We start from the raw sequence: 26,557 nt of genomic DNA, 5'->3' as shown, positions 1-26,557 counted from the left end.
GGTCAGGCCAGTGAGAAAATAGTCAGAAAAATCAGAAGGCTTATGCTGAGGCAGGGCATAAAAAAAACGCCGTCTTAGGACGGCGTTGGCGGAGTTTGTATCTTAATTTTTCAGGATGCTGATTTGGCGTCCTGCAGGCTCAGCGCGTCATGCTCTTCTGCTTCAGCCTGTGCCAGCTCCTGTTGAGAGGCTTTCGGTGAGAAGCGTCCGGTTGCGGCGTAGAACAGGCCGATAATTGGCGACAGCCAGCAGGCAAAAGCCAGCGGAATGTAGAGCAGGTTTTCAAAGTTACCGTCACCGATACCCAGCCCCAGCGCGGTAATCACAAATGCGCCTCCGGCATTCCAGGGTACCAGTGGGGAAATCAGGGTGCCGCCTTCTTCGACCGCCCGGGACAGGTTCAGTTTTGAATAGCCTGCTTTAGTGTAGGCCGGTGCAAACATCCGTCCGGGTAATGCGATGGACAGGTACGGGTCGCCGGCCACCAGATTGGTTGCCACTGCGGAGCCGGTTGCCGATGCCTGCAAGCCAAAGAAGCTGTGGGTGCGACGCACCACGGCATCGATCAGGGTTTCCAGGCAGCGTGTCCGTTCCAGTGCACCACCGAAGCTCAGTGCGATCAGCACCAGTGTAATCACCCATGTCATGGAGGTAATGCCGCCCCGGTTGAGCAGGCCGTCGATTTCTGCAACGCCGGTGTCGATCTTATAGCCGGAATGCATGAAGTTGAAGATGTCATGCAGGGATATACCCTGCACGGTGACCGCCAGTACGGCACCCAGCAGCACACCGGCAAACAGCGATGGCAGCGCCGGCATTTTTTTCAGCGCCAGTACGATGACGACGACGGGTGGCAGCAGCAACAGCAGTGACAGGTTGAAATTGGCTGCAATGCCGCCGGTGATGCTTTCAATTTTAGAGAAATCTACCTGCTGGGAACCGATCAGGGTATAGCCAACGGTGGCATAGATCGCGAAGGCAATCAGCATGGCCGGCACGGTGGTAGGCATCATGTTGCGGATATGATCAAACAGGTTTACACCGGTTACGGCCGGAGCCAGGTTAGTGGTATCCGACAGCGGGGAAATCTTGTCACCGAAAAATGCCCCGGAAACAACCGCGCCGGCGGTCCAGTACATGGGAATATCAAAACCCGCACCGATGCCCATCAGGGCCAGACCGACAGTACCGGTGGTTCCCCAGGATGTTCCCAGAGATACCGAAACCACCGCGCAAAGCAGCATGCTGGCGGCAAGGAATATTTCCGGGCTGAGGATTTTCAGACCGTAGTAAATCAGCAGGGGAACGGTACCACTGGCGATCCAGATGCCGACAATCATGCCAACGGTCATCAGAATGGCGATGGAAGGTAAACCTACCCGAACGACGTGCAGGGCGCCGTCTTCGATGTCATCCCAGCGATAGCCGCGGCACCAGCCAATCAGGGCGGTAATTGCCAGACCGATCGCCAGAGGAATGTGCGGGGTGAAGTCACCGAAATAGAAAAGTTGAATGCCGAGAATGGCCAGCGTCAGCACAATTGGCAGCATTGCCATCATGAGGCCCGGCTTAGCAATTTTATTATTCATATGTTGCTCCAGGGGTTGTTACAGACTGTGGCAGGGCGATAAAGAGTATCCGAATGGCCAGCCACGGATTAATACTAAAGTCTTTGCCGGGAGCGGTGGTGAATGCCCTGTAAAACCTTGTAAACCGAATGTGAACCGTTGTTTACAGGGTGAGTTTTTAACGTGGTTTGATGGGTGTTACGGTGGGAAATACATGGGGACATTGCCGGGCTGAGGGGACTTTCAGCCCGACGAACTTATTCAGGCCAGTGAGAGGGAAAAGGTTTTGGTGGCCTTGATCAGATTATCAATATTGCCCGGCTCCATCAGGCTGTGGCCGGCGTCCCGGACAATGTGCAGCTCGGCCTGCGGGAGGGCCTGATACAGCGCATAGGCCTGTTGCAGCGGACACACCATGTCGTAACGGCCATGCACAATGACAGTGGGTATTTCGCTGATACGGTAGGCCTGTTCAAGAATCTGGTTGCCGGTGATGAAGCCTTCATTCACGAAATAGTGCGCTTCAAGGCGGGCCATGGCCAGGGCGATGTGCGGATCGGAATAGTGATCAACCACGTTAGGTTTAGGGTCGAGGGTTGAACAGCGGCCTTCCCAGACGGACAGCGCCTTGGCTGCAGACATCCGGGCGATCTCGTTATCTGATGTCAGGCGGCGATAGTAGGCGGTAAGGAGGTCGCCATGTTCCGCTGGCGGAATTTCGCCAATGTAATCCTGCCAGTAATCCGGAAAGACAGCGCTTGCTCCCTGCTGATACAGCCACTGGATGTCTTCCCGGCGGCACAGGAATACACCGCGCAGAATCAACCCGCAGACCCGTTCCGGATGGCGCTGTGCGTACAGCAGGCTGAGGGTTGCACCCCACGAGCCGCCGAACAGCAAAAACTGATCAATATTGAGGTGTTGGCGGATTTTCTCGATGTCTTCGATGAGATGATCGGTGGTGTTGTTATTCAGTTCTGCATGCGGGGTTGAGCGCCCGCAACCGCGCTGATCGAACAGGACAATGCGGTAGCGTTCCGGGTCAAAAAAACAGCGGTGCTGGGGGCTGGTGCCGCCGCCGGGGCCGCCATGAACAAAGAGTACCGGAATTCCCCGGGGGTTGCCGCTTTCTTCCACATACAGGCGGTGTTGGGAATCAACATCCAGTGAATGCAGTTTATAAGGGCTTATATCCGGATAGAGTGTATGCATTGGGCAACCTTGCTGTGCAGTTTAAGTACTGATGCTACTTAAAGAAATGAACTGAGTGCAAGGGGGAGTATAGCCCGGACAGTGAGTACTGTCCGGGCGGGAAGCGGTTTTTAAAGGTTAAAAACCGGCTTATCAGGCAGGTGCTGAATTACTTGGCAGCGCGGGCAGCACGCTTACGTTCGTTTTCAGTCAGCATCTTCTTACGCAGACGGATGAAGTTTGGTGTTACTTCAACCAGTTCGTCGTCTTCGATGAAGTCCAGTGCCTGTTCCAGTGTGAAGTGGATTGGCGGCGTCAGCTGGATGTTTTCATCTGTACCGGAGGCACGTACGTTGGTCAGCTGCTTACCTTTAATCGGGTTAACGGCCAGGTCGTTGTTACGGCTGTGAATACCCAGCAGCATGCCTTCGTAAACGTCGATGTTAGGTACAACACACAGACGGCCACGGCTTTGCAGGTTCCACAGAGAGTAAGCCAGTACTTTACCGGATACCATGGAAACCAGTACACCGTTGTTACGGCTGACCACTTCACCGTCTTTTACCGGACCGTAATGGTCGAAGACAGAGGTCATGATGCCGCTGCCGGATGTCATGGTCATGAACAGTGAACGGAAACCGATCAGGCCACGGGAAGGCATCATGAAGGTCAGGCGTACACGGCCTTTACCGTCAACTTCCATGTTGGTCATGTCTGCTTTACGTTTGCCCAGCTCTTCGATGATGCTGCCCTGATGCTGATCTTCAACATCAATCATGACAACTTCGAAAGGCTCCTGAATCTCACCGTCGATTTCCTTCTGGATTACTTCCGGACGGGAAACACCCAGCTCAAAACCTTCACGGCGCATAGATTCGATCAGTACTGACAGGTGTAATTCACCACGGCCGGATACTTTGAATTTCTCAGGGGAGTCACCCGGTTCAACGCGCAGTGCTACGTTGTGGATAAGTTCACGGTCCAGACGATCCTTGATGTTACGGCTGGTCACGTACTTACCGTCCTGACCGGCGAAAGGTGAATCGTTCACCTGGAAGGTCATGGATACCGTCGGTTCATCAACAGACAGTGCTGGCAGCGCTTCAACCTGAGCAGGATCACACAGGGTGTCGGAAATGTTCAGCACTTCGATACCGGTTACGCAGATGATGTCGCCGGCACGGGCAGTGTCAACGTCAACACGCTCAAGACCCAGGTAACCCATGATCTTCTGAACTTTACCGTTGCGGACAGCACCTTCTGAATCGATAACCTTAACTGGCTGGTTCACCTTAACTGTTCCGCGGGTAACACGGCCAACACCGATAACGCCCACGTAGCTGTTGTAGTCCAGGGCGGAAATCTGCATCTGGAACGGACCTTCAGTATCAACTTTAGGCGGCTCAACATGTTCAACGATGGCTTCGAACAGCGGTGTCATGTCTTCAGACAGGTCGTCAGCTTCCAGACCCGCGATGCCGTTCAGGGCAGACGCGTAGATGATCGGGAAGTCCAGTTGCTCATCGGTGGCGCCCAGGCTGTCGAACAGGTCAAATACCTGATCAATAACCCAGTCAGGGCGTGAACCCGGACGGTCAACCTTGTTAACAACAACGATAGGGCGCAGGCCCTGATCGAATGCCTTCTGGGTAACAAAGCGGGTTTGTGGCATCGGGCCATCAACCGCATCAACCAGCAGACATACGCAATCAACCATCGACAGAACACGTTCTACTTCACCACCAAAGTCGGCGTGGCCCGGGGTATCTACGATGTTGATGTGGTAGTCATTCCATTCAATGGCGGTGTTTTTCGCCAGAATGGTAATACCACGCTCTTTCTCCTGGTCATTGGAGTCCATGATACGCTCAGTGCCTTCATCACGGCGACCCAGGGTGCCGGACTGGGAGAGCATTTTGTCGACCAGGGTGGTTTTACCATGGTCAACGTGCGCAATGATTGCGATGTTTCTTAGTTTTTCGATCACGTCTGAGAACCTGTGCAGACAAAATAAATAAGGCGCGCATTATACATGAATGCGGGCAAAGCTGTGTGTTTCTTATTCATGTTTTGAAAAAATCACCAAAATGTCACATTAAATGACTGATTTAACGGGCTGACACAGGGCACAGCGGTAAAACTGCAGTAATATTGTGCGGCGAAAATAATGACGACCGGCGCTGGTTACCTGTATGCCCTGTTATGGGGCGCGTGCTTTTTGTTTGCACTATATTGGTGCGGTGTGGTTGGCTGATCCGAGGCGTCGTTATAAAGAGCACTTATTGAATGTCTGTAGTACGGTGTTTTGTACCGCAAAAGCAGATAAACAGGTAACGGGTAGGAAAGTCTCTGAAAGTCAGGCAGTTATTGGCACCAGTGGGGTTTTTCAGGCGGTTTTATGCTGGGAATACTGTTTAAGTGACGGTTTTTTTATCCGTTTTCAGTATCTGTTTTTGAATGTTGGCACGTGCTTTGCTTTTAGACTTGCCCATAACGGTAGTCGCGGCGAAGGTGCCGGTAAGCCTTATACGTTTGACCAGTGCCCTAGCAAACATATTTTTCTGTACGGTTGCTGTGACAGTAACGGTACGGAACAGACAAATTTAAACCTGTGGAGATGACGATAATGTCAGAGACTATTAAGCTGATTAAAGATAACAGCGTACGCTGGGTAGACCTGCGTTTTACTGATACTCACGGTAAAGAGCAGCACGTTACTATTCCTGCCAGCGAAGCAGATGAAGATTTCTTTGAAGAAGGTCAGATGTTTGACGGTTCTTCTATCGGCGGTTGGAAAGGTATTAATGAATCTGACATGATTCTGATGCCGGATGACAGCGCGTCTGTAATGGATCCGTTTGCTGAAGACTCTACTATTATTGTTCGCTGTAACATCGTTGAGCCTTCTACGGGCCAGGGTTACGACCGTGATCCGCGTTCTGTTGCCAAGCGTGCAGAAGCATATCTGATCTCTACCGGTGTAGCTGATACTGCACTGTTTGGTCCTGAGCCGGAATTCTTCGTATTTGACGAAGTTAAGTGGCATGCAAACATCAGTGGTTGCGGTTACACCATCAACTCTCAGGAAGCTGAATGGTCTTCCAGCCACAACATTGAAGGCGGTAATACTGGTCACCGTCCACGTGTTAAAGGCGGTTACTTCCCGGTACCACCGGTTGATTCCCTGCACGACCTGCGTGGCGCTATGTGTGACGCAATGGAAGCAATGGGTCTGACCATTGAAGTACACCACCACGAAGTAGCAACTGCCGGTCAGTGCGAGATCGGTGTTGGTCCGAACACTCTGACTGCCAAGGCTGACGAAGTACAGATCCTGAAGTACTGTGTACACAACGTTGCTCACGCATACGGTAAGACAGCGACCTTCATGCCTAAGCCACTGGTTGGCGATAACGGTTCAGGTATGCACGTTCACATGTCTCTGAGCAAAGATGGCGTTAACCTGTTCCACGGTGATGCTTATGCCGGCCTGAGCGAAATGGCGCTGTACTACATTGGCGGTATCATCAAGCACGCTAAAGCACTGAACGCGCTGACTAACTCTTCTACTAACGCTTACAAGCGTCTGGTACCGGGTTTCGAAGCGCCGGTAATGCTGGCTTACTCTGCCCGTAACCGTTCAGCGTCTATCCGTATCCCTTACGTGACTAATCCTAAGGCATACCGTGTTGAGACCCGTTTCCCTGATCCGTCTGCTAACCCGTACCTGTGCTTCGCGGCACTGATGATGGCTGGTCTGGACGGTATCCAGAACAAGATCCACCCTGGCGATGCAGCTGATAAAGATCTGTACGATCTGCCAGCTGAAGAAGCGAAGGAAATCCCAACTGTTGCTGCTTCTTTCGAAGAAGCACTGAGTGCTCTGGATAACGACCGTGAATTCCTGACAGCCGGTGGCGTATTCACTGATGACATGATCGATGCTTTCATCGCGCTGAAGCGTGAAGAGTGCGAGAAAGTCAGCATGACTACTCACCCGGTAGAATTCGATCTGTACTACTCTGTTTAATCACAGATAGCAGATGAAAAAAAAACCTCCTTCGGGAGGTTTTTTTGTGGGCATGGAACCGTGGGCTGAATCAGAAGTTGTAGGTCAGGCCGAGGCTGACGGTATCGATATCCAGATTGTCGCCTGCATCGTCTTCCATGTAATAGCGGGATATCTGCCAGTCAACGGCCAGTTGTTTATTGAAATGGTAGGCGGCTCCGAGGGCAATATAAGGATCGGTGCCATCTTCATCGGTGTTTCTGAGAGAGTTTTTCCCTTTAGCATCCCAGAAAAAGGCACCGCCGCGGGCCAGAAGACTGATGCTGTCGGTGACCATCATTTCACCTTTCAGGCCGAGAAAATAACCGGTTGCTTCAATCGAGCCTTTGTTATTGAAACGGTCTTTAACAGAAAGCTTGCCCTGATCGGTATAGCCCACTTCTGCGGAAAAGTTTTCGCTAATCCGGTAGCCGGCTCCCAGCGCGAAGGCGTTGTCTGTGGTATCTAAAGTAAAGCCGCTGGTATTGACTGACGGATCAAAGTCGGACCGGCCGATATTGCCGAACAGGTATACATCGCCTGCCTGATAGGGGGCTGCCAGAGCGGATACCGACAGTACAGAAATGGCCAGAGCGGCCATTATCGGGTGGTGCTTTTTCATCGTTTAATTCCTTTTAATAATTGCCTTTGGCTCCATGCCGACAATGATTTACAGCCCGTAAGCTGTATAACCGCGCCAAGTATATAGGCGTTGGCTGAGAAGGGTGAAGCGATTTCTTTCTTATTGATTATCCGGCAGGTGTGATTAACGGCAGCTGAGGTAAATTCAGTGCACTTTTTTGGTGCGACAGGTTCCGGGTGTGTATCGCCGGACGGATGGGGCAGACTGAAACCGGGCAGCGGTAAAGGCTACTGTTAGCAAGGCAGCCTGAAGCTGAAGCCTGATTGGCATTTGCAGCTCAGGCCTTTGGGTCAATGTTCTCAGAGTGTTGCCCCGTAGCGGGGTACTCATTCTGTCATGGATTGCATTGAGCACGTCGTTATTAAACACGTTGTTATTTATGCATTCTTGCAGGCGGGTAAGTTTTTCCGGGGTGCTGTGGCGGCTAGGAGCGAATACCTTGGCTGATATCTTTGCACTATTTTGGTGCGTTGTTAGAATGAAAGTGTGTGCCAGAGCACTGTAAACCCCTTTGTATGGGGCGGGCGGTTGTCTGGTTCGGTTCTTGCAGTACTAAATATCAGATCAGTTCAGAGAAGCTGGCGTTATGTCTTCATCATGTAAGAGCAAACTTCGGAAAGGTATTGGCAGGCATATTTATGGCCATAAAACTATATAAGCAGTTACTGGATAACCTGACCACGGCGGTCATGCTTATCGATGACCGTTTTTCGCTGGTGTATATGAACCCGGCGGCGGAAATGTTACTGGAAGCCAGCGAGCGCCGTTTGTTTCATGTGCCGGTACGGCAGTGGCTGACACTGGGGGATGAAGACTGGCAGTTGCTGAAAGAAGCGCTGGAGCACCAGCGGCCTTTTACTAAGCGGGAAGCAAAGGTTAACAGCCTGTCCGGGCATCAGTTTACAGTGGATTACAGTGTTAACCCGATGTTGCAGCAGTCTGAAAAACTGCTGTTGCTGGAGCTGCATCCCCGGGACAGATGGTTACGTATTTCCCGGGAAGAAGAGCTGCTCAGCCAGCATGAGACCTCTATTAATCTGGTGCGGGGGCTGGCCCACGAAATTAAAAATCCTTTGGGTGGCCTGCGCGGTGCAGCGCAGTTACTGCAACGGGAACTGGCTGACCCGGGGTTACATGATTATACCCAGGTGATCATCAGTGAAGCCGACCGGTTACGGGATCTGGTGGACCGGTTGCTGGGGCCATACCGCCGGCCGCAGCTGACATCGGTGAACATCCATGCGGTGCTGGAACACGTGGCCAGTCTGCTGGAAGCAGAGACCGCCGGGTCAATAAAGCTGATCCGTGATTATGATCCGAGTTTGCCGGAGTTCGCCGGCGACCAGACCCAGCTGATACAGGCGGTGCTGAATATCGTCCGTAACAGTATGCAGGCTTTACAGGAAGCAAACACTGCAGACCCCTGCATTACATTATGCACAAGAGTGGTGCGTAACATTACGCTGGGCAGTGAAACCCACCGGCTGTTATGCAGTGTTGAGGTGATCGATAACGGCCCCGGTGTCCCTGAAGAGTTACTCAGTAAGATTTTTTATCCGATGGTCAGCGGCAGGGCGTCCGGTACCGGTCTGGGGCTGGCGATTGCGCAGACAATCCTTTCACAGCATGGCGGTCTGATTGAATGTAAGACGGTGCCCGGTGAGACCCGTTTCCAGTTACTTATACCGTTAGAGACACTGCCGGTGGACCTGCCTGCAGGTATGCATGATCAACAGGAGAATATACGTGGCTAATCAGGCAAATGTATGGGTGGTTGATGATGATCAGTCGATTCGCTGGGTGCTGGAACGGGCGCTGAAGAGTGACTCGCTGCAGGTGACATCTTTTGACAGTGGTGACGCCATGCTCAGCCGGCTGGAACGAGACCGGCCGGATGTGGTGCTCAGCGATATCCGTATGCCCGGAATTGACGGGTTTGGATTGCTGGAGCAGGTACACGGTGAATATCCGGACTTGCCGATTATTATTATGACTGCCCATTCGGATCTGGACAGTGCCGTGGCCTCTTATAAAGGCGGGGCGTTTGAGTATTTACCGAAACCCTTTGATATTGATGAAGCTACTGCCATTGTGATGCGGGCGGTGGAACATGCCCATGAACAGCAATCGCTGGTGGAAGTACAGCCTGAGCCCAGTACCGAGATTATTGGCGAAGCGCCTGCCATGCAGGAGGTGTTCCGGGCCATCGGGCGTTTATCACAGTCTAATATTACGGTGCTGATCAATGGTGAGTCGGGTACCGGTAAAGAACTCGTTGCGCAGGCGTTGCACCAGCACAGTCCGCGGGCGGCAGCGCCGTTTATTCCGCTGAATATGGCGGCGATTCCCAAAGATCTGATGGAATCCGAGCTGTTTGGCCATGAAAAGGGTGCGTTTACCGGGGCGGCCAGCCGGCGTCCGGGACGCTTCGAGCAGGCCGATGGTGGCACCCTGTTTCTGGATGAAATCGGTGACATGCCCGCCGATACCCAGACCCGGCTGTTAAGGGTGCTGGCTGAGGGTGAGTTCTACCGGGTTGGCGGGCACACCTCGGTAAAGGTTGATGTGCGCATCATTGCCGCTACCCACCAGGATCTTGAAAAACTGGTGGAACAGGGGCGTTTTCGGGAAGATCTGTTCCACCGTTTAAATGTTATCCGCATTCATATTCCTAAGCTGGCGCAGCGGCGGGAAGATATTCCCAAGCTGGCCGAGCACTTTCTGCAAAGTTCTGCACGGGAGCTGGCGGTAGAGCCTAAAGTACTGAACCCGGTCACCGCTGAGTTTCTTGCCGGGCTGACCTGGCCGGGCAATGTCCGGCAGCTTGAAAATACCTGCCGCTGGCTGACCGTCATGGCGTCCGGCCGGGAAATTCTGCTGGCGGATTTACCGCCCGAACTGGCGGATCAGACTGACAGTGTAACGGCGGGTACTGATACCGGCATGAACTGGCAGGCGGGTCTGCAGCGCTGGGTAGAAACCGAACTGGGGCAGGGGCGCTCGGATGTACTGGCAACGGCTGTGCCGGACTTTGAAAAAGTAATGATCCGGGTAGCGCTGGCGCATACCGGCGGGCGACGCAAAGATGCGGCCCAACTGCTGGGCTGGGGGCGCAATACCCTGACCCGGAAGATCAAAGAACTGGCAATGGAAGATGTCTGAGCTGTAATCCCTTCACCGGGCGGCTATAATTGCCGCCCAGTCTTTTTAACTATCAGGATGTTTTATGCTGCACGTGGTGCTGTTTCAGCCGGAAATCCCGCCGAATACCGGTAATATTATTCGTCTGTGTGCCAATACCGGATTTCAGTTGCATCTGATCGAGCCGCTGGGGTTCGATTTTGATGATAAAAAACTGCGCCGGGCAGGGCTGGATTATCATGAATTTGCCGACGTGAAACGTTATGCCAGCCTGGATGACTGTGTTGCAGCGTTGCAGCCGGGTAAAGTCTGGGCACTGACCACCAAGGGCACGGCCAACTACAGCGAAGCGGCGTTCAGTGCCGGTGATATTCTGCTGTTTGGCCGGGAAACCAAAGGGTTGCCTGATGAAGTGCGTGATGCACTGCCGGCAGAACAGAAACTGCGCTTACCGATGAAAGGGGACAGCCGCAGCCTGAACCTTTCAAACACGGTTGCGGTGGTGGTTTATGAAGCATGGCGCCAGTTAGGGTTTGGTGGCCAGGTTTAAACAGTATGTCTGACAGGGGAATAGATCATGGCGCAATCAAAAGTCTGGCTGATTACTGAGCTGGCACCGCCGGAATATTCGCCGGACCGTGAGCAGTGCTGGTTAAGGGCGACCGGTTTTGGCGGAGTAAAGCTAACTTTTGCCGGTATCCGGGGGCAGATGATTAATATTCTGTCACTGCAGCATCAGCAGTTACCGGTGGCGGTCATGTCTGATAGGTTTACCGCACTAATGGCCGAACATCAGATTCCGCATACCGCCATGCTGGGTATGCTGCCGGTACCGGCTTCCGGGTTGCAGCTGATGATAGACAATGGTCAGGCGGCTGCCTGGCTGGCTAAACAAAATACCTGATAAATTTACTGTAGATATTTTCCACATTATTCACTTTGGTGATCGGAATTCGATATGACTAACAATGATGTATTACGCCGTGTCCGCTATATTTTTGATATTGATGACAATGGCATGATCGCTGTCTTTGCCGCTGCCGGCCTGACAGTTACCCGCAGTCAGGTGAGTGACTGGCTGAAAAAGGATGACGATGCTGATTTTGCCCTGTGTGAAGATCAGTTGCTGGCGACTTTTCTGAATGGCTTTATTAACGAAAAACGGGGTAAGCGGGAAGGGCCTGCTGCGGTGCCTGAGTCAAGGCTGACGCATAACATTGTGTTTATGAAGCTTAAAATAGCATTGAATCTTCAGGCTGAAGATGTACTGGAAATCCTGGCGCTGGGCGGGTCAGAAATCAGTAAGCATGAACTGAGTGCTTTCTTCCGCAAGCCGGGGCATAAGCATTACCGTGAATGCAAAGCGCAGATTCTGCGTAACTTTCTTAAAGGGTTACAGTTGAAGTATCGCCCGGCTGTCTGATGTCAGACATATATGTGGCACAATAAAAAAGGCCGGCTGTTTATTGCAGCCGGCCTTTTTTGTACGGGTACGAGGCAGTTTAGTGCTGCGCTTCCTGAGTACCTTCCGCTTCTGCCATGCGCTGCTGCATCTGCTGAGCGTACAGGGCATCGAAGTTAACCGGTGCCAGCATAACGGCAGGGAAGCTGCCTTTGTTAACCATGCTGTCCACAGTTTCACGGGCATAGGGGAACAGGATGTTCGGGCAGAAAGCACCCAGAGTGTGGTGCAGTTCCTGCTCTTCCAGACCGGAAATGGTGAAGATGCCTGCCTGCTGGATTTCAGCCAGGAAAGCGTTCTCTTCAGCGTTCTTTGCCGTTACGGTCAGGGTCAGGATAACTTCGTAAACACCGTCTTCCAGCTTGTTGGTTGACGTGTTCATGTCCAGACCGATTTCCGGCTGCCATTGCTTAGTGAACACTGCCGGGGAGTTTGGCGCTTCGAAAGAAGAGTCTTTGGTGTAGATGCGCTGGATAGCAAACTGTGGTGCTGCCTGTTCCTGTTGCGCTTGTTCGTTCTCAGCCATGTTAAATCCTTAATGTCAGTCGATGATCAGCCCTGTAACAGGCTGTCAAGTTTGTCTTGGTGTTCCAGGGCGAACAGGTCATCGCAGCCGCCCACATGGTAATCACCGATAAATATTTGCGGCACAGAAGTGCGTCTGGTCCGTTCAATCATTTCCTGCCGCGCACCGGGCTGACGTTCAACGTCAATTTCCGTGTACGCTGCGTTCTTGTGTTCAAGAAGCATCTTGGCGCGACGGCAGAATGGGCACCAGCCGTTACTGTAGATTGTAATATCAGTCATGGAGTTACTTCAGAATAGGCAAGCTTTGTGCCTTCCATTCTGTCATACCGCCTGACAGTTTAACGACATTGCTGAATCCGGCCGTCATCAGTTTTTTGGTGGCCGCGCCAGCGGTCTGGCCAAGGTTGCAGACCACAATAACAGGCTTGTCTTTATGCTTGTTGATTTCAGTCATGCGGGTATCAAGTTCGTTAACCGGAATGTGAATCGCATGGGTAATGTGGCCGGTGTCATATTCTTTCTTCGGACGGATATCCAGAATGACCGCATTCTCTTTATTGATCAGGCGGGTTGCTTCATGGGTGTTAACGGCCTTACCGCCCTTGCGCTGTTCGGTGAAGATCAGCATGCCCAGGGTCAGAACCCAGGCGATAATCAGCATGAAGTTATTGGTTGCGAATTCGATCACTTGTTCCATCGTAAACCTTTTTAGATGTGCTTTATTCAGCCGCAATATTTAGAAAAAGTGGCGACATTCAGCAGCAGTTGCCGAAACCGGCCGGCCGCTCAAGCCGCAGTTAAAATCTGTAAAGCGGCCAAGTATACCCCGCGTTTGCTGTCGAGGTAACAGGCTGAGGCTAAATAATGATGATTTCCTGAGGATTCCTTCTGTTGTGCCTTTGGGAGACTTTCAGGGTCAGGAAAAATTCACCGCAGGCACTTGTCGGGTTCGCCTTATGAAGGAATTCCAAGTAAAATGCGCGGTCTTACATATCAGCTAAAAAGCCCGTATCAGCCTGTCTGATGTTTGCTGCCGGGCAGTCACACACCGGAAAAGATCACCCATGACCGAGCAACGTAGCACCAAAGCTTTGATTATTCTTGATGGTTTCGGCGTCGAAGCCACAGAATCCAGCGCCGTGATGGCCGCGAATACCCCGACCTGGGATCGTCTGATGGCCAATTCGCCAAACAGCCGCATTGCCACTTCCGGGATGGCGGTTGGGCTGCCGGACGGTCAGATGGGCAACTCCGAAGTGGGCCATATGAATATTGGTGCCGGCCGTACGGTGTACCAGAACTACACCCGTATCAGTAAGGCCATTGAAGAAGGCAGCCTGTTTGAAAATGAAGCGCTGGTGAGTGCCATTGATAAAGCCAAAGCGGTTGACGGTGCGGTGCATGTGATGGGACTGCTGTCGCCGGGCGGTGTGCACAGTCATGAAGAACACATTTTTGCGTTGCTGGAAATGGCGGTAAAACGTGGTGTCAGCAAGGTTTATCTGCACGGCATTCTGGATGGCCGTGATATGCCACCGCGCAGTGCGCAACCATCAATTGAAGCGGCAGAAAAGAAGTTTGCTGAGCTGGGTACCGGTGCGTTGGCAACCATCGTGGGCCGTTACTATGCCATGGACCGTGATAACCGCTGGGACCGGGTGCAGACCGCCTACGATGCTATGACCAAAGGTCTGGCGCCGCATTATGAAACCTCGGCTGCCGACGCACTGGCCAATGCTTATGAGCGGGATGAGAACGACGAGTTTGTTGCCGCCACCTGTATCATTGGTGATGACGGCCAGCCGGTGGGGCTGATCCGCGATAATGATACGGTGATCTGTGCAAATTTCCGTCCGGACCGCGCCCGGGAAATTACCCGTGCTTTTGTTGATACTGACTTTGACGGTTTCCAGCGCAGCCGCGTCCCGGCACTGGCGGATTTCGTCATGATGACCGAATATGCCTCAACGATTAAAACCAGCTGTGCGTATCCGCCTAATAAACTGTCTAACAGCCTGGGTGAATACCTCTCTGATCTGGGCCGGACCCAGTTACGGATTTCCGAAACTGAAAAATACGCCCACGTGACCTTCTTCTTCAACGGTGGCGAGGAAAATCCGTACGCCGGTGAAGACCGTATTCTGGTGCCGTCACCGGACGTCGCTACTTACGATCTGAAGCCGGAAATGAGTGCACCGGAAGTAACCGAGAAGCTGGTTGCAGCCATTAAGAGTGGCAAGTATGACCTGATTGTCTGTAACTTTGCGAACCCGGATATGGTTGGCCACACCGGTAACTTTGATGCGGCAGTTAAGGCGGTTGAAGTCATTGACGGTGCAATCAGTCAGGTGCTGGAAGCTATGCAGAGCGTTGCCGGTGAAACCCTGATCACCGCAGATCACGGTAACGTGGAGCTGATGGTCAATCCGAAGACCGGTCAGGCGCATACTGCACATACTAACTGGCCGGTAGCACTGATTTATGACGGCCCCCGTCATGCTCAGCTGAGTCTGGAAGATGGTGCCCTGTGTGATCTGGCACCGTCATTACTGGATCTGATGGGGCTGGATAAACCTGCAGAAATGACCGGCCAGTCGCTGGTGCGTTTCAGCTGATGAATATGGCCGCCAGTCACAACGCGGCCATTTTTCTATGAGCCGGATTTATCGGCCAGCGATATTGCTGGTACTTTCTTTATGTGTCCTGATGCCGTCTTTTTCATTCGCGGCGAATGAAGAAGCGGCCACGGCTGCCCAGATTAAAGCCTTACAGAAAAGCGTCCGCCAACTGACGGCTGCCCTGAATGAAACCCAGGGCGAGAAAAAGTCAGTACAGGGTGAGTTGCGCAGCATTGATAATAAAATCGGCAAGCTGGCCAAACAGATCGGCACGCTGAATAAGCAGCTGGGCGGCGCGGAAGCAAAGCTGAAGAAATTACAGGCCTCGCGCAAACCGATTCTGGCGTCATTGCGGGAGCAGGCTAAGGGGCTGGAAGTACAGCTCAAACAGCAATATAAAACCGGTAAGTTACCACGCTTACAGTTGTTGCTGACCCAGCGGGACCCGGAGCAGGTGTCCCGTATGTTGCAGTACTATGACCGGATTAATCAGACGCTGGCAGATAAATTGCAACATTTCCGTGATGATCTGGTCAAACTGGATCAGGCAGAAGAGGCAATCCGCAGCACTCAGCAAACTGTTTTCGACCGTCGTGATGCATTACAGAAAAGTGCCACCGAACTGAAGGCGGGCCGCAGTGAGCGGAAGCAGATCCTGGCCCGGCTGGAAAAAGACCTGAAGGCTGGCAGTAAGAAGCTGAAGAATCTTAAAGCGGATCAGCAACGGCTGGAGAAAGTCCTGGCGCAGTTGCAGATCTCCATCAGTGAAGTTGCGCTGGGCGGTAATGACCGGGCGTTTTCAGAGCTGAAGGGCCGCCTGCCCTGGCCGGTTAAGGGTAAACTGACCCGTGGCTTTGGCAGCATGCGCGAAGGCGTCAGATTTGATGGCGTGATACTGACGGCGAAACAGGGGCGGGCAGTTAAAGCGATTCATCACGGCCGGGTGGTATTCTCTGACTGGCTCAGGGGCTATGGTCTGCTGCTGATCATTGATCATGGCGGCGGTTATATGACCATGTACGGCCAGGCGGACAGCTTGTTAAAAGATGTCGGTGAATGGGTCTCTGCCAAAGAAACCGTTGCCACAGTAGGAAACAGTGGCGGTAACAGTAAGCCCGGTTTATTCTTTGCCTTACGGTATAAAGGAAAAGCGCGAAATCCAAAGCAATGGCTGGTGAGGCGCTGACCGGCCAACAGGAATGTAGCCTGGATATCATCGTCTGATATCCACAGAATTAAGGATTCAGTATGAAGCTGACCAAGCAGCTAGCGAGTCTGTGTAAACCTCTGGGTTTGCCATGTTTATTGAGTATGTCATTACTGGGCGGTGTCGTTCAGGCTGAAGACGCGCCCGCGCCGGTTGTAAAACCTCTGCCACTGGAAGAAATCCGGGTGTTTACTGAGGTATTTGACCGTATCCGTCAGGACTATGTTGAGCAGGTTAGCGATGAACAGCTGCTGGAAGATGCGATCCGCGGTATGCTGGCCGGGCTTGATCCGCATTCCACTTATCTTGAACCGAGTGCCTTTTCCGAACTGCAGACCCACACCAGCGGCGAATTTGGTGGTCTGGGGATTGAAGTGGGCATGGAAGACGGTTTTGTCCGCGTAATCACGCCGATTGATGATACCCCTGCGCAAAAGGCCGGTGTGAAAGCCGGGGACCTGATTATTAAACTGGGTGATCAGGCGGTTCAGGGCATGGACCTTAATGATGCGGTCGAGCTGATGCGGGGCCCGGCAGGGTCTGAACTGGTGCTGACCATCGTTCGGGAAGGTGAGGAAAAACCGCTGGAAATTACCGTGGTGCGGGATGTGATCCGGGTTGCCAGCGTGAAGCAGCGGGTACTGGATGACGGCATCGGTTACCTGCGGATTACCCAGTTCCAGGTGAATACCGGTAACGACCTGAAACGGGCAATGGAAAAGCTGGAAGCCGAAACCGAACTGAAAGGTCTGGTGCTGGATCTGCGTAATAACCCCGGTGGCGTGTTACGTGCGGCGGTGGATGTCAGTGATGCGTTTATGGATGAGGGGCTGATTGTTTACACCAAGGGCCGCAAAGCTAATTCTGAACTGCAATATAAAGCGACCAGTGAACGCCTGACCGATATTCCACTGGTGGTACTGATTAACCAGGGGTCTGCCTCTGCGTCTGAAATTGTTGCCGGTGCGCTGCAGGATCAGGGCCGCGCCGTCATCATGGGTGTAGACAGCTTTGGTAAGGGGTCGGTACAGACGGTATTGCCGCTGACCAAGGAGCGGGCGCTGAAACTCACCACTGCCCGTTACTTTACGCCGAGCGGCCGTTCAATTCAGGCCCAGGGCATTAAGCCGGATATTTATGTGGCTGAGGCCGAAATCAAACTGCGTGAAAGCGGTAACTTCATCAAAGAAAGTGACCTGAGCGGCCATCTTGAAAACGGCGAAGACGGTTCTGAAGATGCGGTGACCGATGTGCGCCGGATTGCCGAAACCGATTACCAGCTATATGAAGCCATCGGTTTGTTACGTGGTCTGGCGATTGCCCGTAAAGTGACTGAAAAAGCGGCTGATAACCAGAACTAGGCAGCTCAGTGGTAACATCTGCATACTTTGTTCTGAACAGGCAAACAGCATTTCTGCTGTTTGCCTGTTTTGCGTTTATCTGCACGGCCTTTGTGCCGCCGGTCAGTGCCGACAGTCAGCAACCACGTCTGGTGATCATCATAGATGATATGGGGGATAATCTGGCGCAGGGGATTGCGGCGATTAACTTACCCGGTCCGCTGGCGTATGCCATTTTGCCGCATACCCCTAAAAGTAAGGTGCTGGCTGAGATGGCTAACAGCCAGGGTAAGGACGTCATGGTGCATGTGCCGATGGATAATACCCATAAGTTGGCACTTGGCCCCGGTGGGCTGACGGATTCACTGAGTAAAGCGGTGTTTCTGAAAACCCTGCGGGACGGTTTGAAAGCCGTGCCTTATGCGGTGGGATTTAATAATCATATGGGCAGCCTGCTGACCCAGAAAAATCCTCAGATGCAGTGGGCCATGCAAGTGGCGAAAAAGCAGCAGATGTTTTTTATTGATAGCCTGACCACCTCCGATACGGTTGCCTGGAAAGCGGCCCGTCAGGCTGACATTCCCTGGCTGATCCGGGATATTTTTCTTGATCATGAACAAACCCCGGAATTTGTTGAGCGGCAGTTTAATGCAGGCGTGGCGCTGGCCCGTGAACGGGGCTTTGCTGTGCTGATTGGCCACCCGTATCCGGTGACGATTAATTTTTTACAGGAAGCTTTACCCCGTCTGGGAGAGTTAGGGATACAGCTGGTAGCCCCAAGCGGCTTCCTGTTACAGATGCAGGACAGCCAGGATCTGGAACGTGCCCGGCAGCATTTCTGTGAAGCTGAAGAATGTCAGGTTAAAGGGTACGGCCAGTGACTTGCAGTCGCTTACAGTCAGTAACCGGATAACTGTCAGATGATGGCGATACCGTCGAATATCAGTTTAATGCCCACCAGAATTGTCAGGGCTTCAAAAATCCGTTTAATCGCCCGGTTTCCTCTGGCCAGCGCCAGATGTGCGCCGGCGTAAGCGCCGATCAATGCACCAAGGATCAGCGCCGGCAACCATGACCATTGTGGCGGTGTTTGCAGGGCCACTGTGATGGCCCCGGAACCGTTCCAGAACATGCCGACCAGCACCAGCACATACGCCACTGCCCGTTTATAATCCAGCCCGAACCAGCGCACCAGCCAGAGAGTAACAAACAGGCCGGTGCCGGACGTCAGTGAACCGTTCAGCACACCGATAAAAAACAGCACCAGCCCACCGGTGATCATGCCGGCCAGGTCCCGGTGTTTTGGTGTGTATTCCAGCCCGAGGCTGGCTTTGAAAATCGAATAGATTCCCAGGCCGGCGGTCAGTATGCCGAGACTGATCAGGGTGATCTTTTCAGGAATCTGCAGAACGACGATGCCACCCAGCACTACGCCGGGCAGGCCGGTGGCCAGAATATAGCCACAGAAACGCCGTTCCAGTGTGCTTTCTTTCAGGTGGCGAAGGGTGGCACCCAGTCCCAGCGCTACGCTGGCAATTTTGTGGGTGGCCAGTGCGGTGCTGAAAGACAGTCCCAGAAAAAGCAGGACCGGGAGTTGCAGTAAACCGGCACCTCCGCCGGCCATGGCAGATAAACCATTGGCCAGCAGAGATACCAGTAACAGACCCAGCTGTTCGGTCATGTAGGGCCTTAGCTGCGGGCTGCAGCGCTAGCGAGCACGTTCCACTGGTCAGCCCAGTTCTGAGTCGGGCGGTTTTTAAATTCACTGCGGACGAACTGGCGGATACGGCCTTCGGCGCTGGCCAGTAACAGGTTAGCGGTCGCGCCGCCCGGCAGTTCGGTACGCAGGCCTTCGGTTTGTTCGGCGGTCCGCAGGATCTGTTTGATCTGGGTTTCCAGCCGCTCGAAGAACTGATTGATCCGCTGGCGCAGACGGTCAGTTTCGCCGGCCAGTGCGTCACCGGTGAGGATACGGGCCATTCCCGGATTACGTTCCACAAATGCCAGCAACAGGGTAAGAATCTGCTCACATTGTTTCAGTGCCGTGGCGTCTGACTGAGTGATCAGGGTCACCCGGCTGAAGATGGTTTCTTCAATGAAGCTGATCAGCCCTTCAAACATCCGGGCCTTGCTCGGAAAGTGACGGTACAGGGCCGCTTCCGATACACCGACCTGTTTGGCCAGTGAGGCGGTGGTAATGCGGGCACCGGGGTCATTTTCCAGCATCATTGCCAGTGCCTGGAGGATCTGTTCCCGGCGGGATACTTTTTCAGGTTGGTTCATGATGCATCCGCTGCTTTGTTGGTGATCAGGGTACCGACACCTTCATCGGTGAAAATTTCGAGCAGGCAGGAGTGCTCGACCCGGCCGTCAATGATATGTGCGCTGGTGACACCGGCTTTGACGGCGTTGAGAGCGCAGTCGATCTTCGGCAGCATGCCGCCGTAGATGGTGCCGTCTTCGATCAGTCCGTCAACCTGCTCGGTCGTCAGGCCGGTCAGTACTTTACCGTCTTTATCCAGCAGGCCTTCGATGTTGGTCAGCAGGATCAGTTTTTCGGCCTGCAGAACTTCTGAGACTTTACCGGCAACCAGGTCGGCGTTGATGTTGTAAGAGGTACCGTCTTTGCCAACCCCGATTGGGGCGATAACCGGGATGAAGTCGGAGTTCACCAGCATGTTCAGCACATCAACGTTGACGTTTTCAACTTCGCCCACGTGGCCGATGTCGATAATTTCCGGGGCTTTCATTTCCGGTGTCTTGTGTTTCACTTTCAGCTTGCGGGCGCTGAGCAGCATGCCGTCTTTACCGGTCATACCGATGGCTTTACCGCCGTTGCTGTTGATCAGGCCAACGATGTCTTTGTTAACCATACCGCCAAGCACCATTTCCACAACGTCCATGGTCTTGGAGTCGGTGACCCGCATACCGTTAACGAAATGTGACTCAATGGCCAGTTTTTCCAGCAGATCACCGATCTGCGGACCGCCGCCGTGAACCACGATCGGGTTGATACCGATAGTTTTCATCATCACGATGTCACGGGCAAAGCTGTTTTTCAGCTTGTCGTCGATCATGGCGTTGCCGCCGTATTTGATCACTACAGTTTTACCGGTAAAGCACTGAATGTAAGGCAGTGCCTCACTCAGTACGTTGGCGGTGTTCATCGCCGCTTTTCTAGTTAAAGGCATGGTCTGTCTCTTGGTTTGTTCCGGTTTTCAGCCATTCCTGCGGGACCTGAAGTTCAGGTGCCAGCTGTGTCAGATGGCTATAAATGGTCGTGTAAATGCGTTGCAGGGCTTCAGCTGTGTCGGCCTCTGCCCTGAGTGTCAGGTTCGGGCTGGTGTTGGAGGCGCGGATGCCAAACCAGCCGTCAGAAAACTCTACCCGCAGGCCGTCAATCGTGCTCACCCGGGCATCATTAAAGTCCAGTTGCTGTAACTGGCTGATAATCTTGAATTTGGTGTCTTCGGTGCTGCTGATGTGAATCATCGGCGTTGCAATACAGGCCGGATATCCGGCCAGCGGTGCATCGAACAGCGCCGCGGCGTCCTGTTGGTTGTTTTTTGCCCGGATCAGCATTTCCAGAACGCGCACCGCGGTATACAGGGCGTCATCAAAGCCGTACCAGTCTTCGGCAAAGAACAGATGACCGGTGAACTCCCCGCCAAAGGCGGCGCCGGTTTGTTTCATCCGGCCTTTGATCATGGAATGCCCGCAGCGCCACATGGTGGCTTTACCACCGTTGTTTTCGATCAGGCGGCGCAGGTTCAGCGAGCATTTGACGTCATGGACCACTTCGCTGCCGGGATGTTGTTGCAGGACTTCCAGTGCGAACAGGCAAAGCAGCTCATCGGTGTTGCGGATGTGACCGTGATTATCCACAACCCCCAGACGGTCACCGTCACCGTCAAATGCCAGCCCGATATCGGCACCGGTCTCTTTAACCGTGCGGATCAGATCCTGCAGATTCTCTGCATGTTCCGGGTCCGGGTGGTGGTTGGGGAAGTTGCCGTCAACGTCACAGAACAGTGGGATGACCTCACAGCCCAGGTGCTTCGTCAGTGCCAGTACCCAGGGGCCGGCCACGCCGTTACCACAGTCGATGACCACCTTCAGGGGTGTGTTTTGTGTGTCCAGTGTCCGTTGTTCGGCGATACGGGCGATATAGTCCGGCTGTACGTCCTGCTGACGAATATGGCCGGGAACCGGGTCGCTGTGCAAATCATCGCTGACAATCCGCCGGTGCAGTTGCTGAATGGCTTCATCCGCCAGTGTTTCACCACCCAGCATGATTTTGAAGCCGTTGTAATCCGTCGGGTTGTGGCTGCCGGTAATCATGATGCCGGAGCCTGTGCCCAGCAGTACGGTGGCGAAATACAGGCCGGGAGTGGGCACCATGCCAATGCTCACAACATTGATGCCCGCAGTGATGATGCCTCTGATCAGGGCGTCATTAAGTGCTGGCCCGGACAGGCGGCCGTCATAGCCAACCGCCAGTGTGCTGATATGCCGGGCACGGGCTTCGCTGGCGATGGCCTGGCCGATTTTTTCGGCGCAGGCTTCGCTGAGTGTCTGGCCGAAAATGCCACGAATATCATAGGCCCGGAAAATATTCGGGTCGATGCTCGCTGGGTCGAAGGGTTTTGCCATGCTGTTCAGGGTGTCCTTAATCTGTTCCGGGTTCGGGCTCAGTGCCGGCCGGATGAACCAAAGCCGCCTTCACCGCGGTCACTGTCGCTGAATTCTTCAACGATTTCGAAACTGGCCTGCACAACGGGAACCAGTACCATCTGGGCGATGCGTTCGCCGGGTTCAACGGTGAATGCGCGGTCGCTGCGGTTCCAGCAGGAGACCATCAGTTGTCCCTGATAATCGGAGTCGATCAGGCCAACCAGGTTGCCCAGTACAATCCCGTGTTTATGGCCGAGCCCTGAGCGGGGCAGGAGCATTGCACACAGATTCGGGTCAGCGACGTGAATAGCCAGCCCGGTAGGTAGCAGTTGTGTTTCACCCGGGGCCAGCGTCAGAGGTGCGTCGATACAGGCGCGCAGGTCCAGCCCGGCAGAACCTTCGGTGGCGTAGTGGGGCAGTGGAAATTCAGTGCCGATACGGGCGTCCAGAATTTTTGCCTGCAGAGACTGTTTTTGTGTTGTCATAGGGTTCACTTTCCGGCGTACTGGTCGGCGATCAGGTTAATCAGTTGTTTGGCCAGTAACCGTTTGCTGGTTTGTGGCAGGGGGGTAGCCGCTGTTTTGCTGATGACAGTGACGGCATTTTCATCGCTGTTAAAACCGATATCACTGCGGGATACATCATTGGCAATGATCAGGTCCAGATTCTTACGCTGTAACTTATCCTGAGCATAAGCGACAACGTCCTGGGTTTCTGCGGCAAAACCGATACAGAAAGGATTGTCCGGCTGGCTGGCGATGGTGGCGACAATGTCCGGATTTTTCACCAGATGCAGTTCCATCAGCTCTTCTTTGCCTTTTTTCATTTTATGCTCGGCAACTGATACCGGGCGGTAATCAGCGACGGCGGCGGCAGCGATGAAAATGTCACAGTCGCTGATGCCGTCCAGAGAGGCATCCAGCATTTGCTGAGCGCTTTCAACCTGAACCCGTTCACAGCGTGCCGGAGCTTCAAGGTTAACCGGCCCGCTGATCAGTTTTACCCGTGCACCGGCATCTGCCGCGGCGGCGGCCAGCGCATAGCCCATTTTACCGGAGCTGTGGTTACTGATGTAACGGACCGGGTCCAGTGCTTCCCGGGTCGGGCCGGCAGTAATGAATACCTGTTTGCCGGCCAGTGAGCCCTGTTCAAACAGCGCCGCTGCCTGGCTGGCAATTTCCAGTGGTTCGAGCATTCGGCCGGGGCCGTTGTCGCCACAGGCCTGATCGCCCACACCGGGGCCCAGCAGACGGATATTCTTGTTTTGCAGATCGGTGGCGTTTTGCTGTGTCTGAACATCACGCCACATGGCCTGATTCATGGCAGGCGCGAGGACAACCGGGGCTTCACTGGCCAGACAAATCGTGCTGAGCAGGTCGTTACCCATGCCGCTGTTCAGGCGGGCCATAAAGTCGGCACTGGCGGGGGCGATCAGAATCATATCTGCCCATTTGGCCAGTTCGATATGGCCCATGCCAGCTTCTGCTTCCGGGTCGAGAATATGCTGATGAACAGCATGGCCGGAAAGTGCCTGCAGGGTCAGCGGGGTAATAAATTCACAGGCCGCAGGGGTCATGACGATCCTGACATCGGCGCCGTGGGTTTTCAGAATCCGGGTCAGTTCAGCGCTTTTATACGCCGCAATACCGCCGGTTATACCTAAAATAATCTGTCGGTTAGTGAGTCTGTGCATACCCTTGAGCGACCACCGTTGCTAGCTATTGACGCAAACTGCGTCTGAAAAGGCCGACAAAGATACCACTTATTGCAGGTGCAATAAATACATCGGAGGGGGGAATAGCGGTTGGTTTTTCCCGATGGCCCTATTAGGGTATGAGTAACCGGTTGCTCTGCATGCCAGCGCGGGCCGGTCAAATGATACAGGGATGTATAACAGTCAGGAGAGCAGGGATGGCGATTACAGACTGGCCGGCGCAGGAGCGTCCGCGGGAAAAGTTATTACACAAAGGGGCCGGTTCGCTCTCGGATGCGGAGTTGCTGGCGATTTTTCTGCGTACCGGTATTTCCGGCAGCAGTGCCGTAGATATGGCCCGCGAATTGTTAAGAGAGTTCGGCAGCTTAGCCGGTGTTGCCGGGGCTTCGCAGAAAGATTTGTGCGCGGTGAAAGGCATCGGCACTGCAAAGTATGTTCAGCTGCAGGCGGCCTTACAGATCAGCCTGCGTATTCAGGGTGAAGCGCTGGTGCGCAGTTCGGTCCTGGATTCTCCCCGGGAGGTGAAAGAGTATCTGGGGAACCGGTTGCGACATTATTCACAGGAAGTGTTTGCGGCGTTGCTGTTGGACAGCCGGCACCGGGTTATCTGCTTTAAAGAGCTGTTCTACGGCACGATTGACAGCGCCAGTGTGCATCCCCGGGAGGTGGTGAAGCTGGCTTTAAAGCATAATGCTGCGGCACTTATTATCTGTCATAACCATCCTTCCGGGGTGGCTGAGCCCAGTGATGCGGATGTGGATATTACCCGGCATCTGCAGCAGGCGTTGTTGCTGGTGGATGTGCGCTTACTGGATCATATGGTGATCGGCGCTTCAGAGGTGGTTTCGATGGCGGAGCGGGGGCTGTTTTACCCGTCAGCGATCCCCGATAAATAAATACATATAGCACTGGCTTATGGGATTTATTTTCTGTAAAATGCGCGCTCTTCTATCCATGGTATGGGATTATGTCTGGTACAGACGCTCCGCCTGAAGCCGGTAAGTTTTCACCGGTTGATAAGCATCGGATAGGGGTTAACGGCCTGCGAAGGCAATGATTACAGAAAAAGGTATTTAACATGTCTCGAGTTTGCATGGTTACAGGTAAGCGTCCTGTAACAGGAAACAATGTTTCCCACGCACTGAACAGAACCCGTCGTCGTTTCCTGCCAAACCTGCACTGGCACCGCTTCTGGGTTGAGAGCGAGCAGAAGTTTGTACGTCTGCGCGTTTCTTCTAAAGGTATGCGTATCATCGATAAGAAAGGTATCGATGCTGTGCTGGTAGACGTTCGTAAGAACGGCATCAAGGTTTAAGGAGCAGTCTCATGCGCGATAAGATTAAGATGGTTTCATCTGCAAAAACTGGTCACTTTTACACGACTACTAAGAACAAGCGTACGACTCCGGATAAGCTGGAAATGAAGAAGTACGATCCTGTTGTTCGTCAGCACGTTATGTATAAAGAAGCTAAGATCAAGTAAGATCTTGCTACTGAAAGAAAAACCCGGCCTGTCCGGTTTTTTTTTCGTCTGCCGTTTGTGCCACATATCAGCTGTAGTAGAGTTGGCTGCAGCGTTTAATCTTAATTGGGAAAAATCATGCCGGAGTTACCTGAGGTAGAAACGACCCGTCGGGGTATAGAGCCTCATATTGTGGGGCAAGAGATTGATCAGCTGATCGTCCGGCAGCCAAAGTTGCGCTGGCCGGTTCCGGAGCAGTTGTCTGGCTGGCTGAAAGGAAAGGTGATTGAGTCGGTACAGCGGCGGGGTAAGTATCTGCTTCTGAATACTGATCAGGGCGCGGCGATGTACCATCTTGGCATGTCTGGCAGTTTATATATGGTCTCAGCAGATCAGCCTCCGGCCTATCATGATCACGTGGATCTGGTGCTGAAAAACGGCATGGCACTGCGGCTGACGGACCCGCGCCGCTTTGGGTCTCTGTTGTGGCAGCCCAGGGGAGAGCAGCACGAGTTGTTGGTTAAGCTGGGGCCGGAACCATTAAGTGATGCATTTGATGCGGATCATTTACAGGCTGCCTGTGCCGGACGTAAGGTGGCCATCAAACAGCTGGTTATGAATTCGGCTGTGGTTGTCGGGGTGGGGAATATATACGCCAATGAGGCGCTGTTTGCTGCCGGTATCCATCCGAAGCGGGCGGCAGGTCGTATTTCGCGGCAGCGTATAGCGCAGTTGGTAACCGAAATTAAACGGATCCTGGCGGCGGCCATCGCGCAGGGCGGTACTACCCTGAAGGATTTTATCGGCGGAGACGGAAAGCCCGGTTATTTCAAGCAGGAGCTGTCGGTGTACGGGCGAGGCGGTGAGGCCTGTGTCCGGTGTGATGCGCCCTTAACAGAGATTCGTCTGGGACAGCGCAGTACGGTATTTTGTCCGAATTGTCAGCGTTAGCAGGAGCCGAC

The 26,557-nt window shown here is 53.4% G+C and carries 27 protein-coding genes; 14 read left to right on the top strand and 13 right to left on the bottom strand.

Annotated features, from left to right (window positions below; all coding sequences use genetic code 11):
- Nucleotides 1-110 precede the first annotated feature (110 nt).
- The 3 genes from nhaC to typA all read right to left on the bottom strand — a co-directional run bounded on the left by nhaC (nt 111) and on the right by typA (nt 4,746).
- On the bottom strand, nt 111-1,589 hold the full coding sequence (nhaC, locus tag PCI15_RS18730; RefSeq protein ID WP_271271434.1) for a Na+/H+ antiporter NhaC: 1,479 nt from the start codon (nt 1,587-1,589) through the stop codon (nt 111-113).
- A 240-nt stretch (nt 1,590-1,829) separates the two neighbouring features.
- Complete coding sequence (gene pip, locus PCI15_RS18725; protein WP_271271433.1) at nt 1,830-2,780, bottom strand: prolyl aminopeptidase; 951 nt, start codon at nt 2,778-2,780, stop codon at nt 1,830-1,832.
- 148 nt (nt 2,781-2,928) lie between these two features.
- Nucleotides 2,929-4,746 (bottom strand): translational GTPase TypA, encoded by a 1,818-nt coding sequence (gene typA / locus PCI15_RS18720; protein WP_271271432.1) that lies wholly within the window; start codon nt 4,744-4,746, stop codon nt 2,929-2,931.
- Nucleotides 4,747-5,385: 639 nt separating this feature from the next.
- Between typA and glnA the strand changes: the two genes are divergently transcribed.
- Nucleotides 5,386-6,789 carry a glutamate--ammonia ligase gene (gene glnA, locus PCI15_RS18715; protein ID WP_271271431.1) on the top strand — a complete coding sequence of 468 codons (1,404 nt, stop codon included), beginning with the start codon at nt 5,386-5,388 and terminating at the stop codon, nt 6,787-6,789.
- Nucleotides 6,790-6,859: 70 nt separating this feature from the next.
- Here glnA and PCI15_RS18710 read toward each other — a convergent pair whose 3' ends face one another.
- Nucleotides 6,860-7,429, bottom strand: coding sequence for a porin family protein (locus PCI15_RS18710; RefSeq protein WP_271271430.1), 570 nt, complete (start codon nt 7,427-7,429; stop codon nt 6,860-6,862).
- Between the two features lie 659 nt (nt 7,430-8,088).
- On the opposite strand from PCI15_RS18710, the gene glnL reads away from it, so the two are divergent.
- From glnL to PCI15_RS18685, 5 genes are all read left to right on the top strand, one after another.
- Nucleotides 8,089-9,204: a nitrogen regulation protein NR(II) gene (glnL, locus tag PCI15_RS18705; RefSeq protein ID WP_271271429.1), complete on the top strand. Its 1,116-nt coding sequence runs from the start codon at nt 8,089-8,091 to the stop codon at nt 9,202-9,204.
- A complete protein-coding gene (gene ntrC / locus PCI15_RS18700) occupies nt 9,197-10,612 on the top strand; it encodes a nitrogen regulation protein NR(I) (RefSeq protein ID WP_271271428.1) in 1,416 nt (471 codons plus the stop codon). Before glnL ends, ntrC begins: the two co-directional genes overlap by 8 nt.
- Nucleotides 10,613-10,676: 64 nt before the next feature.
- Nucleotides 10,677-11,141: a tRNA (uridine(34)/cytosine(34)/5-carboxymethylaminomethyluridine(34)-2'-O)-methyltransferase TrmL gene (trmL, locus tag PCI15_RS18695; RefSeq protein WP_271271427.1), complete on the top strand. Its 465-nt coding sequence runs from the start codon at nt 10,677-10,679 to the stop codon at nt 11,139-11,141.
- A 27-nt stretch (nt 11,142-11,168) separates the two neighbouring features.
- The gene (locus PCI15_RS18690) at nt 11,169-11,495 is read left to right on the top strand and encodes a hypothetical protein (RefSeq protein WP_271271426.1); all 327 of its coding nucleotides are present in this window, start codon (nt 11,169-11,171) and stop codon (nt 11,493-11,495) included.
- Between the two features lie 54 nt (nt 11,496-11,549).
- A complete protein-coding gene (locus PCI15_RS18685) occupies nt 11,550-12,014 on the top strand; it encodes a YehS family protein (RefSeq protein ID WP_271271425.1) in 465 nt (154 codons plus the stop codon).
- Between the two features lie 79 nt (nt 12,015-12,093).
- On the opposite strand, the gene secB is transcribed toward PCI15_RS18685, so the two are convergent.
- Genes secB through PCI15_RS18670 form a run of 3 tightly spaced genes read right to left on the bottom strand, consistent with a single transcriptional unit; the run spans nt 12,094 to nt 13,278 of the window.
- Complete coding sequence (gene secB / locus PCI15_RS18680) at nt 12,094-12,579, bottom strand: protein-export chaperone SecB (RefSeq protein ID WP_271271424.1); 486 nt, start codon at nt 12,577-12,579, stop codon at nt 12,094-12,096.
- 26 nt (nt 12,580-12,605) lie between these two features.
- Nucleotides 12,606-12,860, bottom strand: a complete 255-nt coding sequence (gene grxC / locus PCI15_RS18675; protein ID WP_271271423.1) for a glutaredoxin 3 — start codon at nt 12,858-12,860, stop codon at nt 12,606-12,608.
- Nucleotides 12,861-12,864: 4 nt separating this feature from the next.
- Nucleotides 12,865-13,278 (bottom strand): rhodanese-like domain-containing protein, encoded by a 414-nt coding sequence (locus tag PCI15_RS18670; RefSeq protein WP_271271422.1) that lies wholly within the window; start codon nt 13,276-13,278, stop codon nt 12,865-12,867.
- Nucleotides 13,279-13,645: 367 nt separating this feature from the next.
- Between PCI15_RS18670 and gpmI the strand changes: the two genes are divergently transcribed.
- The 4 genes from gpmI to PCI15_RS18650 all read left to right on the top strand — a co-directional run bounded on the left by gpmI (nt 13,646) and on the right by PCI15_RS18650 (nt 18,627).
- Entirely contained in the window at nt 13,646-15,196 is a 1,551-nt protein-coding gene (gpmI, locus tag PCI15_RS18665) for a 2,3-bisphosphoglycerate-independent phosphoglycerate mutase (protein WP_271271421.1), read from the top strand.
- Nucleotides 15,197-15,233: 37 nt separating this feature from the next.
- Entirely contained in the window at nt 15,234-16,385 is a 1,152-nt protein-coding gene (locus PCI15_RS18660) for a murein hydrolase activator EnvC family protein (protein ID WP_271271420.1), read from the top strand.
- Between the two features lie 62 nt (nt 16,386-16,447).
- On the top strand, nt 16,448-17,767 hold the full coding sequence (locus PCI15_RS18655) for a S41 family peptidase (RefSeq protein WP_271271419.1): 1,320 nt from the start codon (nt 16,448-16,450) through the stop codon (nt 17,765-17,767).
- Between the two features lie 8 nt (nt 17,768-17,775).
- Nucleotides 17,776-18,627: a divergent polysaccharide deacetylase family protein gene (locus tag PCI15_RS18650; RefSeq protein ID WP_271271418.1), complete on the top strand. Its 852-nt coding sequence runs from the start codon at nt 17,776-17,778 to the stop codon at nt 18,625-18,627.
- Nucleotides 18,628-18,662: 35 nt separating this feature from the next.
- On the opposite strand, the gene PCI15_RS18645 is transcribed toward PCI15_RS18650, so the two are convergent.
- The 6 genes from PCI15_RS18645 to coaBC are packed head-to-tail and all read right to left on the bottom strand — an operon-like array spanning nt 18,663 to nt 24,113.
- Nucleotides 18,663-19,427: a sulfite exporter TauE/SafE family protein gene (locus PCI15_RS18645; RefSeq protein ID WP_271271417.1), complete on the bottom strand. Its 765-nt coding sequence runs from the start codon at nt 19,425-19,427 to the stop codon at nt 18,663-18,665.
- An 8-nt stretch (nt 19,428-19,435) separates the two neighbouring features.
- Nucleotides 19,436-20,029: a nucleoid occlusion factor SlmA gene (gene slmA / locus PCI15_RS18640; protein ID WP_271271416.1), complete on the bottom strand. Its 594-nt coding sequence runs from the start codon at nt 20,027-20,029 to the stop codon at nt 19,436-19,438.
- Nucleotides 20,026-20,937 carry an acetylglutamate kinase gene (gene argB, locus PCI15_RS18635; protein ID WP_271271415.1) on the bottom strand — a complete coding sequence of 304 codons (912 nt, stop codon included), beginning with the start codon at nt 20,935-20,937 and terminating at the stop codon, nt 20,026-20,028. The genes slmA and argB overlap by 4 nt, the downstream gene beginning before the upstream one ends.
- Nucleotides 20,924-22,399 carry a phosphomannomutase/phosphoglucomutase gene (locus PCI15_RS18630; protein WP_271271414.1) on the bottom strand — a complete coding sequence of 492 codons (1,476 nt, stop codon included), beginning with the start codon at nt 22,397-22,399 and terminating at the stop codon, nt 20,924-20,926. The genes argB and PCI15_RS18630 overlap by 14 nt, the downstream gene beginning before the upstream one ends.
- A gap of 38 nt (nt 22,400-22,437) precedes the next feature.
- Nucleotides 22,438-22,905, bottom strand: coding sequence for a dUTP diphosphatase (dut, locus tag PCI15_RS18625; protein WP_271271413.1), 468 nt, complete (start codon nt 22,903-22,905; stop codon nt 22,438-22,440).
- A gap of 5 nt (nt 22,906-22,910) precedes the next feature.
- On the bottom strand, nt 22,911-24,113 hold the full coding sequence (gene coaBC, locus PCI15_RS18620; RefSeq protein WP_271271412.1) for a bifunctional phosphopantothenoylcysteine decarboxylase/phosphopantothenate--cysteine ligase CoaBC: 1,203 nt from the start codon (nt 24,111-24,113) through the stop codon (nt 22,911-22,913).
- A gap of 218 nt (nt 24,114-24,331) precedes the next feature.
- On the opposite strand from coaBC, the gene radC reads away from it, so the two are divergent.
- The 4 genes from radC (at nt 24,332) to mutM (ending at nt 26,546) form a co-directional block, all read left to right on the top strand.
- Complete coding sequence (radC, locus tag PCI15_RS18615) at nt 24,332-25,030, top strand: RadC family protein (protein WP_271271411.1); 699 nt, start codon at nt 24,332-24,334, stop codon at nt 25,028-25,030.
- 182 nt (nt 25,031-25,212) lie between these two features.
- A complete protein-coding gene (rpmB, locus tag PCI15_RS18610) occupies nt 25,213-25,449 on the top strand; it encodes a 50S ribosomal protein L28 (RefSeq protein WP_205657860.1) in 237 nt (78 codons plus the stop codon).
- A gap of 11 nt (nt 25,450-25,460) precedes the next feature.
- Nucleotides 25,461-25,616 (top strand): 50S ribosomal protein L33, encoded by a 156-nt coding sequence (rpmG, locus tag PCI15_RS18605; protein WP_205657861.1) that lies wholly within the window; start codon nt 25,461-25,463, stop codon nt 25,614-25,616.
- Nucleotides 25,617-25,733: 117 nt separating this feature from the next.
- Nucleotides 25,734-26,546, top strand: coding sequence for a bifunctional DNA-formamidopyrimidine glycosylase/DNA-(apurinic or apyrimidinic site) lyase (mutM, locus tag PCI15_RS18600; protein ID WP_271271410.1), 813 nt, complete (start codon nt 25,734-25,736; stop codon nt 26,544-26,546).
- Nucleotides 26,547-26,557 lie beyond the last annotated feature (11 nt).

Source organism: Aliamphritea hakodatensis, assembly GCF_024347195.1.
Classification (GTDB): Bacteria; Pseudomonadota; Gammaproteobacteria; order Pseudomonadales; family Balneatricaceae; genus Amphritea; species Amphritea hakodatensis.
Note: the sequence above shows the minus strand (reverse complement) of the source record. Positions and strands in the feature narration are given on the sequence as shown.

What these genes read in the sequence shown, in the direction of transcription:
- PCI15_RS18655 (WP_271271419.1), top strand. Translation starts at nt 16,448, where the DNA reads ATGAAGCTGACCAAGCAGCTAGCGAGTCTGTGTAAACCTCTGGGTTTG.
- dut (WP_271271413.1), bottom strand. Translation starts at nt 22,905, where the DNA reads ATGACAACACAAAAACAGTCTCTGCAGGCAAAAATTCTGGACGCCCGT.
- PCI15_RS18670 (WP_271271422.1), bottom strand. Translation starts at nt 13,278, where the DNA reads ATGGAACAAGTGATCGAATTCGCAACCAATAACTTCATGCTGATTATC.
- rpmB (WP_205657860.1), top strand. Translation starts at nt 25,213, where the DNA reads ATGTCTCGAGTTTGCATGGTTACAGGTAAGCGTCCTGTAACAGGAAAC.
- glnA (WP_271271431.1), top strand. Translation starts at nt 5,386, where the DNA reads ATGTCAGAGACTATTAAGCTGATTAAAGATAACAGCGTACGCTGGGTA.
- PCI15_RS18710 (WP_271271430.1), bottom strand. Translation starts at nt 7,429, where the DNA reads ATGAAAAAGCACCACCCGATAATGGCCGCTCTGGCCATTTCTGTACTG.
- nhaC (WP_271271434.1), bottom strand. Translation starts at nt 1,589, where the DNA reads ATGAATAATAAAATTGCTAAGCCGGGCCTCATGATGGCAATGCTGCCA.
- gpmI (WP_271271421.1), top strand. Translation starts at nt 13,646, where the DNA reads ATGACCGAGCAACGTAGCACCAAAGCTTTGATTATTCTTGATGGTTTC.
- glnL (WP_271271429.1), top strand. Translation starts at nt 8,089, where the DNA reads ATGGCCATAAAACTATATAAGCAGTTACTGGATAACCTGACCACGGCG.
- secB (WP_271271424.1), bottom strand. Translation starts at nt 12,579, where the DNA reads ATGGCTGAGAACGAACAAGCGCAACAGGAACAGGCAGCACCACAGTTT.
- PCI15_RS18685 (WP_271271425.1), top strand. Translation starts at nt 11,550, where the DNA reads ATGACTAACAATGATGTATTACGCCGTGTCCGCTATATTTTTGATATT.
- pip (WP_271271433.1), bottom strand. Translation starts at nt 2,780, where the DNA reads ATGCATACACTCTATCCGGATATAAGCCCTTATAAACTGCATTCACTG.
- coaBC (WP_271271412.1), bottom strand. Translation starts at nt 24,113, where the DNA reads ATGCACAGACTCACTAACCGACAGATTATTTTAGGTATAACCGGCGGT.
- slmA (WP_271271416.1), bottom strand. Translation starts at nt 20,029, where the DNA reads ATGAACCAACCTGAAAAAGTATCCCGCCGGGAACAGATCCTCCAGGCA.
- PCI15_RS18630 (WP_271271414.1), bottom strand. Translation starts at nt 22,399, where the DNA reads ATGGCAAAACCCTTCGACCCAGCGAGCATCGACCCGAATATTTTCCGG.
- mutM (WP_271271410.1), top strand. Translation starts at nt 25,734, where the DNA reads ATGCCGGAGTTACCTGAGGTAGAAACGACCCGTCGGGGTATAGAGCCT.
- PCI15_RS18690 (WP_271271426.1), top strand. Translation starts at nt 11,169, where the DNA reads ATGGCGCAATCAAAAGTCTGGCTGATTACTGAGCTGGCACCGCCGGAA.
- PCI15_RS18660 (WP_271271420.1), top strand. Translation starts at nt 15,234, where the DNA reads ATGAGCCGGATTTATCGGCCAGCGATATTGCTGGTACTTTCTTTATGT.
- PCI15_RS18645 (WP_271271417.1), bottom strand. Translation starts at nt 19,427, where the DNA reads ATGACCGAACAGCTGGGTCTGTTACTGGTATCTCTGCTGGCCAATGGT.
- radC (WP_271271411.1), top strand. Translation starts at nt 24,332, where the DNA reads ATGGCGATTACAGACTGGCCGGCGCAGGAGCGTCCGCGGGAAAAGTTA.
- argB (WP_271271415.1), bottom strand. Translation starts at nt 20,937, where the DNA reads ATGCCTTTAACTAGAAAAGCGGCGATGAACACCGCCAACGTACTGAGT.
- trmL (WP_271271427.1), top strand. Translation starts at nt 10,677, where the DNA reads ATGCTGCACGTGGTGCTGTTTCAGCCGGAAATCCCGCCGAATACCGGT.
- grxC (WP_271271423.1), bottom strand. Translation starts at nt 12,860, where the DNA reads ATGACTGATATTACAATCTACAGTAACGGCTGGTGCCCATTCTGCCGT.
- rpmG (WP_205657861.1), top strand. Translation starts at nt 25,461, where the DNA reads ATGCGCGATAAGATTAAGATGGTTTCATCTGCAAAAACTGGTCACTTT.